Origin of the sequence: Dokdonia sinensis (assembly GCF_003688895.1) — a bacterium.
GTDB classification, from domain to species: domain Bacteria; phylum Bacteroidota; class Bacteroidia; order Flavobacteriales; family Flavobacteriaceae; genus Dokdonia; species Dokdonia sinensis.
In genome coordinates, this window is the sequence record NZ_REFV01000001.1 from 18,404 (window position 1) to 36,167 (window position 17,764).

14 protein-coding genes are annotated in these 17,764 nt (G+C 37.8%); 1 reads left to right on the forward strand and 13 read right to left on the reverse strand.

Annotated features, from left to right (window positions below; genetic code table 11):
* Nucleotides 1-99: 99 nt before the first annotated feature.
* Complete coding sequence (locus EAX61_RS00075; RefSeq protein ID WP_121915621.1) at nt 100-1,425, reverse strand: capsule assembly Wzi family protein; 1,326 nt, start codon at nt 1,423-1,425, stop codon at nt 100-102.
* 98 nt (nt 1,426-1,523) lie between these two features.
* On the opposite strand from EAX61_RS00075, the gene EAX61_RS00080 reads away from it, so the two are divergent.
* Nucleotides 1,524-2,249: a tyrosine-protein phosphatase gene (locus tag EAX61_RS00080; protein WP_121915622.1), complete on the forward strand. Its 726-nt coding sequence runs from the start codon at nt 1,524-1,526 to the stop codon at nt 2,247-2,249.
* Between the two features lie 3 nt (nt 2,250-2,252).
* Here EAX61_RS00080 and EAX61_RS00085 read toward each other — a convergent pair whose 3' ends face one another.
* The 12 genes from EAX61_RS00085 to EAX61_RS00140 all read right to left on the reverse strand — a co-directional run bounded on the left by EAX61_RS00085 (nt 2,253) and on the right by EAX61_RS00140 (nt 17,764).
* Nucleotides 2,253-4,637 (reverse strand): GumC family protein, encoded by a 2,385-nt coding sequence (locus EAX61_RS00085; RefSeq protein ID WP_121915623.1) that lies wholly within the window; start codon nt 4,635-4,637, stop codon nt 2,253-2,255.
* 2 nt (nt 4,638-4,639) lie between these two features.
* A complete protein-coding gene (locus tag EAX61_RS00090) occupies nt 4,640-5,410 on the reverse strand; it encodes a polysaccharide biosynthesis/export family protein (RefSeq protein ID WP_121915624.1) in 771 nt (256 codons plus the stop codon).
* A gap of 50 nt (nt 5,411-5,460) precedes the next feature.
* Nucleotides 5,461-7,296, reverse strand: a complete 1,836-nt coding sequence (locus EAX61_RS00095; protein ID WP_236641956.1) for a polysaccharide biosynthesis protein — start codon at nt 7,294-7,296, stop codon at nt 5,461-5,463.
* A gap of 183 nt (nt 7,297-7,479) precedes the next feature.
* Complete coding sequence (locus EAX61_RS00100; protein WP_121915625.1) at nt 7,480-8,622, reverse strand: DegT/DnrJ/EryC1/StrS family aminotransferase; 1,143 nt, start codon at nt 8,620-8,622, stop codon at nt 7,480-7,482.
* Nucleotides 8,609-9,217 (reverse strand): acetyltransferase, encoded by a 609-nt coding sequence (locus EAX61_RS00105; RefSeq protein ID WP_121915626.1) that lies wholly within the window; start codon nt 9,215-9,217, stop codon nt 8,609-8,611. The genes EAX61_RS00100 and EAX61_RS00105 overlap by 14 nt, the downstream gene beginning before the upstream one ends.
* Nucleotides 9,218-9,220: 3 nt before the next feature.
* Entirely contained in the window at nt 9,221-9,826 is a 606-nt protein-coding gene (locus EAX61_RS00110; protein WP_121915627.1) for a sugar transferase, read from the reverse strand.
* A 25-nt stretch (nt 9,827-9,851) separates the two neighbouring features.
* Nucleotides 9,852-11,012, reverse strand: a complete 1,161-nt coding sequence (locus EAX61_RS00115; protein WP_121915628.1) for a glycosyltransferase family 4 protein — start codon at nt 11,010-11,012, stop codon at nt 9,852-9,854.
* 1 nt (nt 11,013) lies between these two features.
* The gene (locus EAX61_RS00120) at nt 11,014-12,393 is read right to left on the reverse strand and encodes a phenylacetate--CoA ligase family protein (RefSeq protein ID WP_121915629.1); all 1,380 of its coding nucleotides are present in this window, start codon (nt 12,391-12,393) and stop codon (nt 11,014-11,016) included.
* Entirely contained in the window at nt 12,371-13,642 is a 1,272-nt protein-coding gene (locus EAX61_RS00125; protein WP_147448309.1) for an O-antigen ligase family protein, read from the reverse strand. The genes EAX61_RS00120 and EAX61_RS00125 overlap by 23 nt, the downstream gene beginning before the upstream one ends.
* Nucleotides 13,617-14,912: a glycosyltransferase family protein gene (locus tag EAX61_RS00130; protein ID WP_121915631.1), complete on the reverse strand. Its 1,296-nt coding sequence runs from the start codon at nt 14,910-14,912 to the stop codon at nt 13,617-13,619. Before EAX61_RS00130 ends, EAX61_RS00125 begins: the two co-directional genes overlap by 26 nt.
* Nucleotides 14,913-14,933: 21 nt before the next feature.
* Nucleotides 14,934-16,052, reverse strand: coding sequence for a TDP-N-acetylfucosamine:lipid II N-acetylfucosaminyltransferase family protein (locus EAX61_RS00135; RefSeq protein ID WP_161555132.1), 1,119 nt, complete (start codon nt 16,050-16,052; stop codon nt 14,934-14,936).
* A 5-nt stretch (nt 16,053-16,057) separates the two neighbouring features.
* The gene (locus EAX61_RS00140; RefSeq protein ID WP_121915633.1) at nt 16,058-17,764 is read right to left on the reverse strand and encodes an asparagine synthase C-terminal domain-containing protein; all 1,707 of its coding nucleotides are present in this window, start codon (nt 17,762-17,764) and stop codon (nt 16,058-16,060) included.

A 17,764-nucleotide genomic window follows, 5' to 3' on the forward strand; every position in this document is an offset into this window, starting at 1 on the left:
TTATCGCGCAGCTAATTTAGGACTTTTATCCTAAACACTGAGAACCTGTTCTTTAAAAAGTTTTAAAATTCTTACTAATAAGAGAGAATTGGAATATTGCTAGAAGACAAATTTATACCCCCCCATAAAACCAAATGTATTTTCTGTACTGTTATTAAAATCGGCTCCAGCAGCTACAGAAAAGACTCCAAAGTTTGTGGTGTAAAGACCCTTTGCATAAGTGAAGACTTTATTGATACCTTCAGGAATCGGATTTCCTGGCGCACCAAAATCTTGAACATAACTTCCCTTAAGATTGACCGTGATAGTATCAAATGTAAAGGAACCTCCAAGATGGTGAGCTTTAATCCTGTTATTACTGATACCTAAACCCGTTTCCGGGTTCAACAATATAAAGGGAATACCTATAGTCCGTCCATCATACGTCCAACCGCTACGGTATACTTTATTACTAAAATAGTTATCGCCCGCGCTTACACTAGGTTGATCTGCGCTACTTTGATCTGTAGTGTGTACGAATTCGTAGAGAATTCTTGTTAAAACTCCTACTTTAGGAGCATAAGTAAGGCCCCATACCCCATCTGGAAAATTTTTAAATGCTGTTCCTGATCCATCTTCAAAAAGGTGCTGATGGTAAGCTTCTAGTGCGCCACTTACTCCTTTATACTCGTATTCAAAATTATAGGAGCCCAGGTGATTACCAAGGGCGTTTTGTTGGTCCCCTTCCGGAGCATCTGCATCTGCATTTTGAGCTAGAAAAATCTTTATAAAATCTGAAAATCCAGCTGGTAGTTTTCCTGCAATCGGACTAGTGCCACCCCATTGTGCATAATGTTGTAATGTACCTTTGAAAGTACTCTTTTCATTTACAGCAATATGTAAGCCTAGGCGCTTATAGTGCACCATTGTATTCCCGACGTAGCGATCATCATTGAGAAAATAATTGCCCAGTCCGTAGTCTACAGCAATCGTTTTTGAAAGCTTAATGGGCTCGGGAGCCTCCACTACAATTCCCGGGATTGCTCTTGCATTTCCAGACCATAATATGTTTCCGTTTGTGGTGGAGAGACCATCGTAGCGCTCTTTCTGTTGCTGGCTTCCTAACGTGGCAACAAGCCATTTGTTAGTAAAAGAGGCGTAAAGTTCGGCACGTTGCAGGCGGTCTGTCACTCCATCACGATACATCGCTCCCACGCCTATTTCTAGATGTGAAGAGGAAGATGTTGGGTATTCCGCTTTCGCGAAAGCGTACACATCCCCATTTGTTAACCCATCACGAAGTCCGTTTGTATTTGCCGTAAACCAGAAAGGAAGTTGCTCACTAGCGTAGGCGCCGTCAAAGCCTGCATTTCCAGAAAATTCGACTTCTTGAGCACTTGCGGTGATAGCGACGCAACAGCAAAAAAGTAAGAGTATATTTTTCAAAACTGTAAGGGGATTTAATTGAAACTTACGATGAATTTTGGCGAAAGTAAGGCAGATTTCAATGGAGATGACCGCTTTTTTTAGATTATTTTTGAATTATGCTAAGCATCTTTTCCAAAAAAACCTTCCTGCTGGACATCATTGCAGGAATTCCAGACATCCATTGTCACGTGCTTCCAGGCATAGATGACGGCGCAAAAGATGTACAGTCCAGCACCGATCTACTCCATAAATATAGGGACCTAGGATTTAAAAAAATCATTGCGACCCCGCACACACTGGGCGAAATCTATACAAATACTCGAGCATCTATAGCAAAGGCATATACTGAGGTTAAAGGACTAGTTCCAGAAGTCTCATTATCTTATGCATCAGAATATATGTTAGATTACGAGTTCGAACAGCTACTAGAATCGGACTCCTTGTTGTGTCTTAAGGATAATTACCTCCTCGTAGAGCTTTCCTATTTTCAGCCACCCATACATCTTATGGAGTTGATTTTTTCCATTACCTCAAAAGGGTATATCCCTGTTATAGCCCATCCAGAACGGTATGCCTATTATCACAAAGACTTGAGTATTTTTGAAATCTTTAAAGGCAAGGGCTGTCACTTGCAACTTAATGCGCTGTCCCTTAGTTCTCATTATGGGAGCCACGTCCAGAGACAAGCCTTTAAACTTTTAGCTTCTGGTGCTTATGATTTCATAGGCACGGACACGCACCGCTTAGAACATCTGGAAAAAATTGCCGAAATAAAAATAAGCAGCAAATACTTAGCCACCTTGCGGAATGTTGCGTTAAATAACGATCGCGTTTTTAGTTAATCGCTAGCTTTTTCCGGATAAAAAATCTTTTATTTTTCTCCACAGTCCTACTTCCTCATTGCCATAGCCATAACCGTATTTTGCGCCATAGCCAAAGTTGTTAGACTTCACCCCGTTTACCACATAGGTCATATTTTTGAGCTTTCCTTCCTTATAAAGGTCCTGAGAATATTGTAACAGTCGCTTTTGCGTAAACTCGGCGCGAGTTACAAATATCGTTACATCTGCATACTGACTGATGAGGAGTGTATCTGTTACTTGCATCGTAGGAGCTGTATCTACAACTACGTAGTCATACAACTCTGATACGCGTTCTATGAGCTTGTCGTAGCGACTATTCATAAAAAGTTCTGCTGGATTGGGTGGAATGCGACCTGAAAGTACTACATCAAATTTTTGACCATTTACAGACTCATTTGTAATAATATCTTCTGGGGCTACAGAGTCGTCGTACATATATTCTGACAATCCTATATTTGCCGTTTTCAAATCCATGTAGCGATGCACTTGTGGGTTACGTATGTCTCCACCTATAAGCAATACTTTCTTTCCAGTAGAAGCAAGTGTAAGCGACAGGTTAAATGCCACAAAAGTTTTTCCCTCACCTTTAATTGTAGAAGTCACGTATACGACATTACGTTTTTTCCCTTCTTTGGAACGTGTGAAATAATCTAGATTAGTTCTCAGAATACGGAAGGATTCTGCAAGTATAGAACGGTCGTACTGCTCAATGATGTGGTTTCCTTCTCCATCTACAAATGGTAATTCACCCAGGATAGGCGTCTTTGTGAGTCGCTCTACATCAGACCTACTGTGAAGTTTGATATCAAGTAAACTACGCACATATATTATGATGAGCACAAAAAGAAATCCTATAATGGCTGCAATGAGCTTAATTAATCCGCGTTTAGGAGAAACAGGAGATGGTGACGTTATGGCCTCATCTATCACCTTTGCATTAGGCGTATTAATCGCAAGAGAAATTGCCGTTTCCTCTCTCTTTTTAAGTAGATACAGATATAGTTCTTCCTTTATTTCTTGCTGCCGTACAATGCCTCTTGCGGCTTTTTCTAATGTAGGAACCGTTGCAATCTTTGAGGCATAGACGCGTTCCTGCCCTCTCAATTCTCGCTCTGTGATCTCTAGCGCCGAACGTTCATTAGACAATCCAGATTGTATTGTATTTCTAATCTGGCTCAGTTCTGAATCTATGGTTTGAACCACAGGATTTTCCTCGGTAGACGAGATTAGTAGATCGTTACGTTGTAATATGAGAGCGTTGTATGCATCTACCTGAGAACTGAGACCTCCTCCTAATACCCCTAGGTTAGAAGGAAGTAGTGCTGTAGTGTTGCTATTAATATAATCTTCGAGATCTTGGGCAAGTGCTATTTGAGTCGATACGTCTAGGATTCTACTTTTAAGGGCATTACTACTCTCTACGGCGATAGTCGCCTCTGCAGGTATATCTGTAAGTCGGTTATCTTTTTTAAAGGTCTCCTTAGTAGTCTCCACGGAGTCTAACTCTTCAGAAATGATTGTTAACCTGTTTGCAATGAAATTTGCCGTGTTTAGAGCGACTTGATTTTTATCATTTTTGGCGTCCAGATTATACTGTCTAACGAGACTATTTAAGATATCCCTAGACTTTATGCCTACGGGACTTTGCGTCGTGAGCTGGATAACATTTGTGTTTTTTCCTTTTGGAGTTGCCGTTATCTGACCAGCATAAAACAATGCCGCTTTTTTTATTGAAACTATTTGAACAACAACCTCATCCCAATCTCCAGAGCCGTCACCTGACCGCGGTAACACATTAAACTTTCCAAAATCTGAATCTATAATATCCCCGTATTTATGTGTAGAAGTTTCAGAATTATTATTTCGCTTTAAGCGAAAAGAGCCCGCGCCATTATTTATGATTCGTAGCGTATAAACTCCTTCAAAATCTGCAAACTTCTGATTTTCAATATCTGATACAATTACAGGAGCATTATAAGTCTCTACGGTTTTTACCTGACCCTCAGCAAAGTAGCTTATGTTAAGATGTAGTTCACTTACGACACCCTCCATTAACCTGCGCGAGTTCAAGATAGCGAGCTGATCTGATAACTTTGACCCTGAACCACCGAAGAAAATGCCCAGATCCTCTAAGGCCGAAAGTTCTGAAAAACCGCTATTGCCCTTTTCGTCTTTAAGTAAGATTGTTGCTTGGGTACTATAGATAGCCGTTGTGTAGCGCAAGTATATATGTGCGGCCACTACGGCCATTACAATAACAATCAAAAACCATTTCCAATGTCTTGTGTATTGTTTTAAGATATCGTTTACAAGATGGTCATCGTTACCTATCTCGTTAAAGCTTGATGCATTATTTCCCTGTTCCATAATTAACGGGTAAAAATTACGAAAACAGATAGCAATAAAGAGGCCACCGAAAAATAGATACCCGTATTAGGGTTTGAGATGGATTTTTGAACCTCAGCATTATTTTGTTCTACCATAACGACATCATTCTGTCTTAAATAGTAGTATGGAGAGTCTAGAAAATCACTTTTAGTAACATCCAGACGTCCGTATTTCTTTACCCCTTCATCCTCACGAAGTACAAGGACATTGCTACGCTCGCCGTAAATAGTCATATCACCAGCTAAGCCTAGTGCCTCAAGTATAGTAACACGCTCATCCTTTATGGCAAAAGTTCCAGGGTTTTTTACTGCTCCCAAAACGGTAATCTTAAAATTCTGTATCCTCACTTCTACTCTTGGATCCTTAATATATTTTTTGAGTTTCTCCGTAACTAGTGTCGTAACCTCTTGCCTATCCAGTCCTGCTACTTTAAGCTCTCCCAACTTAGGAAAGTCAATAGTCCCATCATTATGCACAAGATATGGTTGATTTACAGTACTTATCTGAGCACCATCATTTACATCTCTCGTAGTAGACACAGGCAGATTAAAAGGCTGTACAGCTGCCATATTTTCTGCGGTCACGGTTATAGCAAGAAGATCATTAGGCGCAATACGTGTTGTATATGCCGTAGAGCTTGAGATACTATCTATTTTCTGTATGTCCTGAAGATAGATGACGTTCTTTTTTGAGGCACAAGATGTCACTCCTAAGATAAGTGCGAGGAGTATTATGACTTTATAAAAATTCATTTAGAATGAAGTAGGTTAGCATTTAAATTTAAAGGGCAAAGATACTCAATCTAGTTGATTGATAATTTCTTATCTAATGCTTCAAAAATGGAGTTATTACTTTTAAAATTAGGAACGAGTTCTTTCAGTTCAGAAACTACGGTTTCCTTTGATTCAGATATAGAGCAGGCAATCATTCTATTAATAGATGCACTAACTATCTCAAAGTCTTGGGTCTCGTCTTTAGAAATCATAATCTTATGATGATGCGTAGGGATAACGCGGCTACCATCGTTAAGTAATTCTTCATACAGTTTCTCACCAGGTCGCAAGCCCGTGTACTCTATCCTGATATCAACCCCAGGAGTATGTCCTGCAAGCTGTATCATTCTTGTGGCGAGGTCTTTAATTTTCACAGGATCTCCCATATCAAATACAAAAATCTCTCCTCCCGCGCCCATTACTCCTGCTTCCAGTACGAGCTGACACGCTTCAGGGATAGTCATAAAGTATCTAATGATATCTGGATGTGTAATTGTTATCGGTCCACCTTGTTCAATCTGTTTTTTGAAAAGCGGTACAACAGACCCATTAGACCCAAGCACATTACCAAATCTTGTCGTTATAAATTTAGTTTTAATGGTGTCCGCTTTCGCGAAAAACAACGATTGCACGTACAACTCGGCAACGCGTTTTGAGGCTCCCATAACATTTGTGGGATTTACAGCCTTGTCTGTCGATACCATTACAAAATAAGGCACCTTGTGAGCCACTGCAAGATCTGCAATGTTGCGTGTTCCCATTATATTTGTGAGTATCGCTTCGTGGGGATTATCTTCTACTATGGGCACGTGCTTGTAGGCGGCCGCGTGATATATATAATCGATATCAAACGTTTCAAAAAGCATTTTGAGACGCTCTTTATTCCGTACATCGCATAAAAAATATTCGAATGGAACGTCTAGGAAATTGACCGAAAGTTCCAAGCTCAAATTATGTAATGGCGTTTCGGCTTGGTCTAGGACGATGATCTGTTTAGGCTCATAAGAAGCAACTTGTCGTACAATCTCACTTCCTATGGAACCTGCCCCACCCGTCACAAGTATTGTTTTCCCTGTAAGTGCATTTCTTTTATTAGCATCATTCAGCCTTATAGGATTACGATTAAGGAGATCTTCAATCTGAAAGCGTTTAATTTTTTTTGTAATAGATTCCCCTTCCGACAAATCTTGAAGTGGCGGTATGGAAAACACCTTGATATCGTGATTTAAACAGTCCTCAACGATAGCGTATTGTTCTTCAAAGGACAAATAATCGGCTGTAAAAATGACGGCCTCGGCGTTTGCATTTTGAATTTTAGAGATAAACTTATCACTGTAATGAACCACAGGTTTGTCCAGAACCCGTAACCGTTTATTTGCAGTCTTTTTAGAAAGGAACCCCACAACTTCAAAGCGTTTAGGATGCTCCAAATCCATAGCCGAAGCTGTTGAAATTGCATTCTCATTAAGTCCAAGTATGAATGCCTTCATACTCTTTACTCCAGAAGACGCAGCTTTAAAATATTCATAAACCCTCTTCACAAAAAGCCTGAAAACGTATAACAACGTAAAGGATACAAAAGTATTCAGTACCAGCCCAATGGTTAGAAAAATTTTCTCCCCTACGATTGCATTGAACATATAGTTCCCTATGATCAAAAAGCCAAAGGTGAAACCAGTAGCCATCATAAGCTTAAAAGCATCTACCGTGGAAGAGTGGCGTATTAAACCCGCATAGGTTTTAAATACTAAAAAGAAAACAAGGTGTGTTACTAGAATCGTACTAATGCGCTGTGTCGCCGAAAAGTAGGGATAGAAGCTTGAAGTAAGCTCCTTTATGATCACATACGTAATGAATATAGACACAAGAACGAGTGTCAAATCTATAACAAGAACTAGCCAGCGAGGTAAATATCTAAACTTCCTGATATCGAGCTCATTGCTAGTGTAGGAAAAAAGCTTTGTAAATATGTTATTTATTCTTGATGGCACGTTTCATTCTTTAGGGAAAAATGAAAATATTCATTTTATTTGAAGTTTCTATTTAGGCTATCCAACAAATGTACGCTTTATTACGGAAGCTATCCGCGTTCTATCTTTGTCTGTAAGATTAGAACCAGATGGAAGGCAAAGTCCATTTTGAAATAAACCCTCGCACACCGTTTCCCCATAAAACAGAGAACCCTTGAAAACAGGCTGCAAGTGCATCGGCTTCCAGAGTGGGCGACTTTCTATATTTTCGGTTTCAAAGGCATTTCTTAAATCTTCCCTAGAAACACCATTTGTTTTGGTTTCGTCTATAAGTATTGCACTGAGCCAGTGGTTACTGTAAAAATTACTGTTAGGTTCTTTGAACACTGAAACTCCTTCGACATCCTTGAACTGCTCTTGATAAAATAAATTCATTGCTCTACGAGCGGCAACCCTTTCATCTAGCACTTCCATTTGGCCTCTTCCTATACCCGCACTGATATTACTGAGTCTATAATTATAACCTATCTGAGAATGTTCATAATGAGGTGCATTATCTCGAGCCTGGGTGGCAAGGAAAACCGTTTTCGCTTTAAGCGCTCTTGAAGGACAAACCAATGCTCCTCCTCCACTTGTAGTAATTATTTTGTTGCCATTAAAAGAGAGCATACTGAAATCCCCAAGGGTCCCGCATTTATTGCCTTTATAACTACTTCCCAGAGCCTCCGCACTGTCTTCGATAATAGGTATACCATACTTTCTAGCAACTGAAGTTATTTCATCCATTTGAGCAGGCATCCCGTACAGATGCACTACGACAATGGCCTTAGGTTTCCTGTCCTTACTTTCTAGATCCGCAAGAGCAGTTTCCAGATGCACAGGGCACATATTCCAAGTGTGCGGTTCACTATCGATAAAAACGGGCGTTGCTCCTTGATACACGATGGGATTAGCAGATGCGGCAAATGTAAAACTTTGACAAATTACAGTATCGCCCTGCTCTACTCCCAACTGCACAAGCGCAAGATGTAAGGCTGCCGTACCGCTGCTCAAGGATGCAACGTGGCGCTTATTCCCAAGATAGTCCTCGATGGCTTTCTCAAACTCATTAACATTAGGCCCTAGTGGTGCCACCCAGTTTTGGTCAAAGGCTTCTTGAACATAGTCCTGCGATGCTTGACTGATGTGGGGTGAGGATAAATATATTTTAGATGGTTGCACTATCGTGAAATTTTATGGGTTTTGCTGGAACTCCTATGGCGGTGCATCGTGATGGGATATTATGAACTACTACTGCCCCTGCCCCAATGATTGCGTCCTTACCAATACTTTTACCCTGTATTACTGAAGCATTTAGACCTACCTGCACACCAGCACCTATGGTTACATTCCCAGCTAAAACGGCTTTAGGAGAAATGTGTGCAAAGTCACCAATCACACAATCGTGTTCAATAACAGCACCAGAATTTATGATGCAATGTTTCCCTATTTGAGCATCTGCATTTACTATGGCTCCGGGCATAACAACAGAACCTTCTCCTATTGTCGCACTTGGGTCTACAATGGCAGATGGGTGAATAATTGCAACTGTAAATTTTCCTTTGTACTGTTTGGCCAGTCGTGACCTTACTTTATTATTCCCCACGGCGATTACAGCAGTTTCATGGTTACTAAAAACCTCCTCGTGAGTGATGCTGTATGATTTAATTTTTTTCTTTGCAACATCCTTATCGTACACCAATGTGACTGCAATGTCAAGTGCTTCCATTATTCCCAAGACGACCTTTGCGTGTCCGCTTGCTCCTATTACAATCATAGTCTAGTTCTTTCCGTCGTATGGTATTGTGGTTGCAACGCCCTCTGTATTTACTCCAGAGGATGAACATACAATCCATACCGTTTTTAAAACAATCTTAATATCTAACCAAAAGCTCTGATGATCCAAGTACCAAATGTCTAAATCAAATTTTTTATTCCACGTAATACTATTACGCCCATTTACTTGTGCCCATCCCGATATGCCAGGTTTAACATTACTACGACGAGCGTGAACCTCATTATACAGTGCTAAGTATTGTGGGGGCAAAGGTCGTGGCCCTACAAAGCTCATTTCTCCCTTAAGTATATTAAAAAGTTGCGGTAGTTCATCTAATGATGACTTGCGCAAAAACTTTCCAAAACCAGTAAGTCTCTCCTCATCTGGCAAAAGCTCTCCATTCTCATCCCGTGCTTCGGTCATCGATTTGAACTTTAGAATGTAGAACAATCTGTCTTTTTTTCCTGAACGCTGTTGCTTAAAAATAGGTGTGCTTTTCATTAATAATGTGATGAGCACAAAAAGCACAACCATAATCGGAGCTACGATAACAAGCGCGACTAGAGCAAATACAAAATCAAAAAATGGTTTTACAAAACTGCTATACATCAATTTCAAAGATATTGTTTTCTCGTTATTCGTTAGGCAATAGTCTTTGATATTCGCTAAGGATGGCGTTATGGACAACTTTTCGCTCGTAATTATCTGTAATTTTACTACGAGACACTTTTGACATTTTTGAGCGCAACGATTCATTATGGAGCAATTTTTCCATTGCTTTCTGCAAGGCTTCTGCATTTTTAGGCGGTATGATAAGACCATTGTACCCATCCTCCACAATCTCATTGCAACCATTTATATCTGTCACAATGCTGGGCAAGCCCATTGCTCCCGCCTGGAGGACAACATTTGGGAAGCCTTCTCTGTAGGAGGGGAAGCATAACGCTTTCGCGAAAGCGTAATACGGACGAACATCATCCTGATAGCCTAGTTTAAAAATTTTAGGGTGATCTTCTATAGCCGAAAGTGTTTGAGGTGCCAATGGGTCCAAATCTGTCTCCAGAGGCCCGACGAGAACTAGACTGACTTTGCTCTCACTCTGTGCAAGGTTTATGAAGGCAGTTATCAATTCGTTTATCCCTTTATCTGAAACCAGCCTACCCACAAAAACGAATATAAAATCTTGTTGCGGGATGCCTAATTTTTGCTTGAGTTCGTTACTTTTTTCCAGACTAAAATCCTCAGGATTAAAGTAGGCTGTGTCTATTCCGTTTGAGCTTCCGTTGCCTATGACTTTGAGTTTATTGTGAGGTGCAAATTGTAAATCTTTTATAATTTTTGAAAGGCCAAAAGCATTAGGGTATACGCCCGTGGCACACTTATATGTGAGTCTTTCTACCGTATTTAAAACGATCCTTTTTAATCCCGATGTTTCTAATAATGGAAGACCTGCAACGGTATGCAACCGTAATGGGACTCTCGCCATTTTTCCTGCGAGCATTCCTACGATTCCCGCCTTAGGAGTGTGTGTATGAATGATCTCTGGTTGTTCGTCTCTTAAAATTCTGTACAATTTATAGACAGCTATAAGGTCATTTAAAGGAGTGATCTTACGTGTAAGTTCTAGGGTACGATAGCGCACGCCTTCCCTTTGAGTTATTTTTTTCAAGTACTGCTCATCGCCAGAAATCGCAATCACTTCGAAGTGGTCATTCATAAACCGTAACTGTCCTTCCAGAAGTTTGTCCAAAGAGATAGGGACTGTCGTGAGGCGTATGAGTTTTTTTTGTTTCATTTTAAGCTATGAGATGTACACAGTTATTCTTAATCATACGGTATTTACCACTATGCTCACGAGGAATCTCATCTATATAGTTTATGTTCAACTCCATAGAATTTCCCACACGTTCTCGTAAGTTTTCTACAAATGTCACAGCATCTTTTTTAGTATACTGCACCTCATCTCGCTGTACGTATATTTCTAGAGTATCTAAAGTGTTCTGCACGACCTGAAAACGGACAACCCCATTAACATCTTTAAGTGTATTGGAAAGATTACCCAAATTAATTTTACCAATTTCTGGAACGTATAAAAAATCGTTTGAACGTCCCAATATTTTCTCAACCAGAGGATTATTATTACCGCAAGAACAACGATCATCACTAAGCTTTATGCGGTCACCTATATCATAACGTATTAATGGTGTGCCGTGTGTTGTAAAGGAGGTTACAATAAGTCTTCCTTCTTTTGCAGGCTTATTATTATCATCTAATACCTCAAAGACGCCACTTTGAAGTTCTAGGTGTAAATTTTGATTTGCACATTCCATTATAAATGGAGCACCCTCTGAGGAGGCGTACTGATCGTAAACTTTGGTTTTAAAAAATTTTTCTAATATTTCTCTTGTATGATCATCAACGTTTTCAGCTGTTGGGAATATTGCGCTTACTGTATTCGGCGGAAAGTCAATGTTATTTTGTAAACCAAAGTTAGCAATATCGAGAATTGAGGAAGGGAATCCTACTATAAATTCGGGCTCAAATTTTATAAGATTATTGAGATACGCTAAGCTTGTTCTGGATTGAATATGAAATGTGGAATAGTACATTACATTGTACAAAAAGTCTTGCTTCCAAAATCTTTTTTTCCTTATATCTCTTGCTGTTAAAAGTGTTTTGCCACTAAACCACGCCGTACGTTTTCCCAATTTATAGCCGTGAGAAGCTCTAAAAGCATCCAGCATCCCAAAACGTTCTTGCATATCATTTTTAGTAAAATAAACCTCTAAGGATTTACCCGTTGTTCCTCCTGTTTTAGACACGACTGCCTCTTCCTTAGTAATAGTATGAACGTCTGCTAAGTTTTGTCGCAGTATTTCTTTATCTACAATAGGCAATTCCCTAATGTTATCTAAATGAGTGGGATCTATAATATTTTTAAATAATGTGCTATAGAATGGAGAATGCTTCATTGTAGCGTTCACAAATTCTGTGTACCGCCTAGATTGATCTTTTTCCAACTGATCTATACTTAGGTTCCGATTCTCTTTGTATTGTCTCAAGTAATTAGGATAATGTTTTCCATATCTCTTTTTATAAGCCAGATAGTTATAACCGCTTATCATAAGACTCTGTATGAAAACAGGAGCATTATTATAGAGTTTCTGGAACTTCATTTTCCTCTAGTTTTTTATTTAAGACCTGTTGCCTAGCACAATAATTAGCAATGAGCACGACAGCCACAAGAATCCAAAATTCTCTTTTTCTAAAATGATAGGTATAGGCCCAGCTAACAAAACAGCCTATGATAAAAGGGGTCACAACCCTGAGGTAATCCATATATTCATTATCACTCCTTTTCAAATTTGCTTTAAGAAATAATTTAATGAATGATACAACGAAAATTACATAACCCAAAGTACCCAACAATCCAGTCTCACCAAGCATTTTGAGATAGGTACTGTGTACCTCGTTCTCGTGATAACTTTGAAAAAAGGCACCAATGCCAGAACCTATCAACGGTCTTTCTTCGAAGGCCTGAATCGCTGCGCCATAATTGTCTTCGAAAAATTCATCCGGACCTTCGTAAATGTTATCAATAATTCTATTCTGATATTTATAAGTGATTCTGTCGTATGTTTGAGGCATAATCTCTTTTAATGAGGGAAAAAGTAATATTCCAATAATTATAAAAACCGCGCTCCCTAATAATACTTTAAACTTTCTATTCCATAAAAAGAATAGAAAAAAACCTGAAACTAAGCCTACATATGCAGCAATTTTAGCTGTTAATAGTAAAAAAATAATCCCAGCAAAAAGAGAAATGTTGAGAACCCTTTTGTTGCTCATTGATAATTTTTGAAAAAGCTTGCTAAAGCGCACTGGAACTAGCATAGTAATAAATATAAGAAAGTAAGCTCCCGCTTGACCCGCATTCTTAAAGCCAGATAATGGTTCTCCTGCTGTTCTACCAGTAAATATCCTAGGGAATCCTAAAAGACCAGCAAATAAGTCATAGTAGCCCAAGATAGACGCCCCTAAAAATGTATAAATTAATAACGGGACAAGTTTTTCTTTGAAATGATCCTTATATGTCTCAAATATCAAAATGGAAATTAAAAATAGAAAAAGAATAATCCCTGATTCTAAAAAAGTAGCAAGCTTATTATAAGAAAACAAGATGGGCATAAAAAACAAAAGAATAGTTAGCAACGTTGCCTCAGGAAGAAAACTGTACTGTTTTATCCTTTTAAATCCCATTATAATGGAAGACAGTCCGAATAAAATGGCTAAAAATCCAAAAACATCAGATAGAGTTAGTCTCGATAAAACCTCATTCCCGTCAGCTCCAACCAAGGTTCTCGTAATGAAAGACAACCCTATAAACAACGATATGAGGCTACGCTTTATCAAAATACTCTTCAAATTGATGGGTTTGACTAATTCTAGAATATTTCTCGAGCCCTGAAATATTTAATGGTTCGTTCAACTCGTGATCCCTATATTTCTTAAAAATACTTTCAATAATGCGACAACTCTTTTCGTCAGAAGTATCTGTCGTATCAATCCACCATCCGCAATTGATCTTATCAATTATCTCATTAGAATGTGCTAATGAATTTGAGTGACTAAGGATGGGTCTTCGAGCTCCTAAATATTCAAAAAACTTTAGTGGGACACTATTCTGGAACTCTTTGCTATCTACCTCTATCATCCACAATACATGTGATGCGCCTGCACGTTCTAATACCCGCTTTCGCGAAAGCGCACCTAAAAAATTTATGTTTTTAAATGATTTAAATTGAGTCAATTCGTCGATATTTTGAGTCTCAAAATTACCAGCAATTTCTATTTGAAATTCGTCAGATTTAATTAATTTCCTTGATAAGAGCGTGTCTAAAGATCTCAAGAAATGTTTTGGATCCCTTCTACCTCCATAAAAAGAACCTGCATAAAAAAATGTTAGTTTCTTACTCTCTGAAATAGAATCAATACGATCATAATCCGCCTGATCAAATCCATTATAGATTACAGCACATTTATTGCTTATATCAGGATAAGAAGACACGTAGATATCTCTCATCCGATTTGTAATAAAAGTTAAAAAATTAGCTCTATTTAAAATTTGTCGCTCTAAAAAATGATGTAAGCGTGACGTTTTCTCTTTCTGTCTGCTATCATTTACTGTCCAATGGAAGTCTCTAAAATCAACAATATGTTTAGGACTAGAAGTAGCTCTCAAAAATAATCTAGCTATCAAATGATTAGAAAAAAGAGGAGATGTAGAAAATACAATATCTGGTGCAAGTATATTCCTGTTGCTCCTAGCATATTTTAACATATTCCAATACCAAAAAACCCCTTTATCTGGAAAAACAAAAGGAACTAACACATTGAAAAGGCGCATTTTTAGTGACCCCTTTTTTTCGCTCATTGTTTTGTCAACCATTGAGCTTTTTTTAATCTTTCGAAATTTTGACAAATCAATAGCATTAATTTTTATCACCTGAACCTTATCCAAACCCTTACTTTCAAATGTCGATAACCCTAAAGAAGCATCCTGATTACCGCAAGTAATTACCGTAACCTCGTATTTATCTTTATCTAAATACTTAGCAATTGTATATGGCCTCTGAGCTGCAGGAGCATTAGAAGGAGGGAATGAGTAGGATATGATGAGAACTTTTTTTTTCAAAACAGAATGTCAATTTACTTCTTAATCAATTGTATAGAGTTTATTCCAACTCAGAAATACTTCATCCCAATGAGATAATTCTCTTATAATCTTTTTATTCTTAATTCTGTCCGACTCTGAAATAGGTTTCTGAATAATATTTAATAGTATTTCGGGGAGTTCAGAAAAAGTATTACATAAGGAGAATGATATTCCTTTCTGAACTAGCAGATTATAAGGTAACCAACTTCCAGTTATTATTTGTCTCTTTGCAAAAAGGGTTTCCTGCATTGCTCCTGAAAACTGATCCGTAGTTTGTAATTGAATCAAAACATCTGGCAATAATCTGTAAGAAGCTAATTGCTCACCTTTGTAATAATCAAAATCTAATCTACAGTTCTCTAAATGGGATGCCTTTATTTGTTCTTTAATTTCATTTAAATATGTCTGTGATACATTGGGATATCCTAGAGGGATTATAAAACGCCAATTTGATTTTGCATTTTCAGGTAAAGAATTTAAAGCTGATAAGATTTTGAGGTGATTTTGATTCGGCGATGCATTAGTACCAATGGCTATGACAACATCCTCTTCTCGATAATTCCAGTTCTTTCTATTTTTGGAAGAATTATAATCATTAAGTTGAGAATCAATATTAGACAGTATAGATAATCCAAAACGTACTGTTCTAAAATTGACAGACAAGTTAACATGGTGCTCTAAAAAAACCTTTCTGGTATTATCGTTAGTAAAAGTGATTGTCTGAACATTGCGGTATAATATACTTTTTATTCTAGCCTTTATTCCCGAGGCCTTGTAGAAATCTGACCCCCACACAGTAGCAATTTTAAACAATGGCTTTTTTCTTATGATAAAAAAGTCAATTAGAGGTACTAAAGTGTCAATAAAATGATAATGGACGATCTGTACTTCCTTAAGCAGAGGTATTAATTTTCTTGCCCTTAATATTGCTTTCGGTCTTGAGGCTGAAGATTTGCTGCCTTTAATCACTACTTTACAATTACCATTTTCATACATCTTCAATTCTCCGGATAGAACATAGTATCGGTAATATTGGCCTCCATTAATAGATAATCGAGAAATCAATTCACCCAAAAGAGCATCTTTATCTATTGAAGAAACAAATAAGATAGTGTTCATGTTACTCATGACTTATTAAAAAAATTATTTAATACTGCGAGGAGTGTTAACACTTTAAAGCGTTGTAAATATTTCCTATCATATTCTGAGTTACACAATTCTAGAAGCTTTGGATAATCATCTAGCAAGTTTAGGTTGTTCTTAAAATAATCATCTTGATAATTACGCAAACTCTTATTTTCATGTAGCCACTTTTTAGTGGGAATCATAGAAACAGCTCGTCTTGGATCAATTTTAAAATAGAAAAGGTTGTAATATTTCAAGATAAGAGGAATAACCTTAAATGGATAAGTTAAATATTTTTCAAGGGGCCTCATTGCGTTTGAAGCAATCCTAGTATGAGCCGCACTTGCGCATTTTCTATTGATCCACTTAATGTAAAGTTCTCTGTTTTTTCTAAGACTAGGTGGTATCGTTAGGCAAAGTTCTATAAAATCTTCATCCATAAATGCTGAAGAAAACGAGATATTTTGTTCAATCATTCTATAACCGTTAAAAACTAAATTGAACCCACGATTGTACAATTGAAATAATTCGTGTGTAGCATATTTTTTAAGCTCATCTTGTACATAGGGGAGTACATTTTCTTCAATCTCCCTCAATTCAAGTCTCTTCAGTCGTTTTGGGGCCACATAGTTGCTACCCGAGAGCAAAGTACCCAAAAGACCGTCTCCTAATTGACCCGTATGTAACACGCCAAATTGGTTCAAATCGATTTGGGAAAGAGCATACATCACGTGACTTCCTCCATCATAGTTTACTGTACCACTATTAAATTGCACAGGCCTGTCAATTTCCTTAAGATATTCTCCACCATTTAGACCTACAAATTTGAAGTCAGTATTAAAAAAATGAGCGACTTCCTCTGCAATTTTATGTTCAAGATGCCCTGATTGTGAAAAGCAAAAAGTTGTTATATCATCATACCCCAATTTCTTCGCGTAAGCAAGTACCATTCTGGAATCCATACCTCCACTTAAGGTAACAATATGCTTAAATCCGTGATCTAAGTCTTTCTGAAATTCATTACGTATAGCTTTGCTAAAGACGCTATCAAGCTTCTCAATCCACTCATTTTCTGAAAGCTCTATATCTGACCTGTTCGTAAACTTAAAATAATTTAAAATTTTTAGTCCCTCATTTGTAAGCGTAGCGGTACATCCAGGTTCTAATCGCTTTATCTCGGAAATAGGCGTAATATTTCCTAGCATATACCCATAACTTAATAGTAAATACGCACCATCATTATCTAGAGTAAATTTAACTTGGTTTTTTTTGAGTACCTCAACAATTCTAGATATGTGAGAGGAAAATACAAGATACTCGTCATTATCAAAATAGAAAATATCTTTTGACTTGATCTTATTGGTTGCAAAAAAAACCTCAGATGAGTTTATTGCACTACACCTAAAGTCACCATTAAAATGAGCAATATTTGCACGGTCCGCGTTTAATTCTTTGGAGAATATTTCTAGCGTATTCTTAGAGATATACTTTTTCTTATGCTCATATATAAGTCCCTCTAACAGGGTAATCGTATTCCCATTTATACTGATACCTTCCTCGCCTTTCCATTTGTTTTCTAGAGTACATCTTAGACTTCCACCAGAGAAATTAATCTTGGTTTCTTGGGCACACACTTCTTTTACAAAGAACCTAGCATCGCTTTGAAAAAATTTAGACTTTCTTATAATGCAAACAAAACTCTTCAT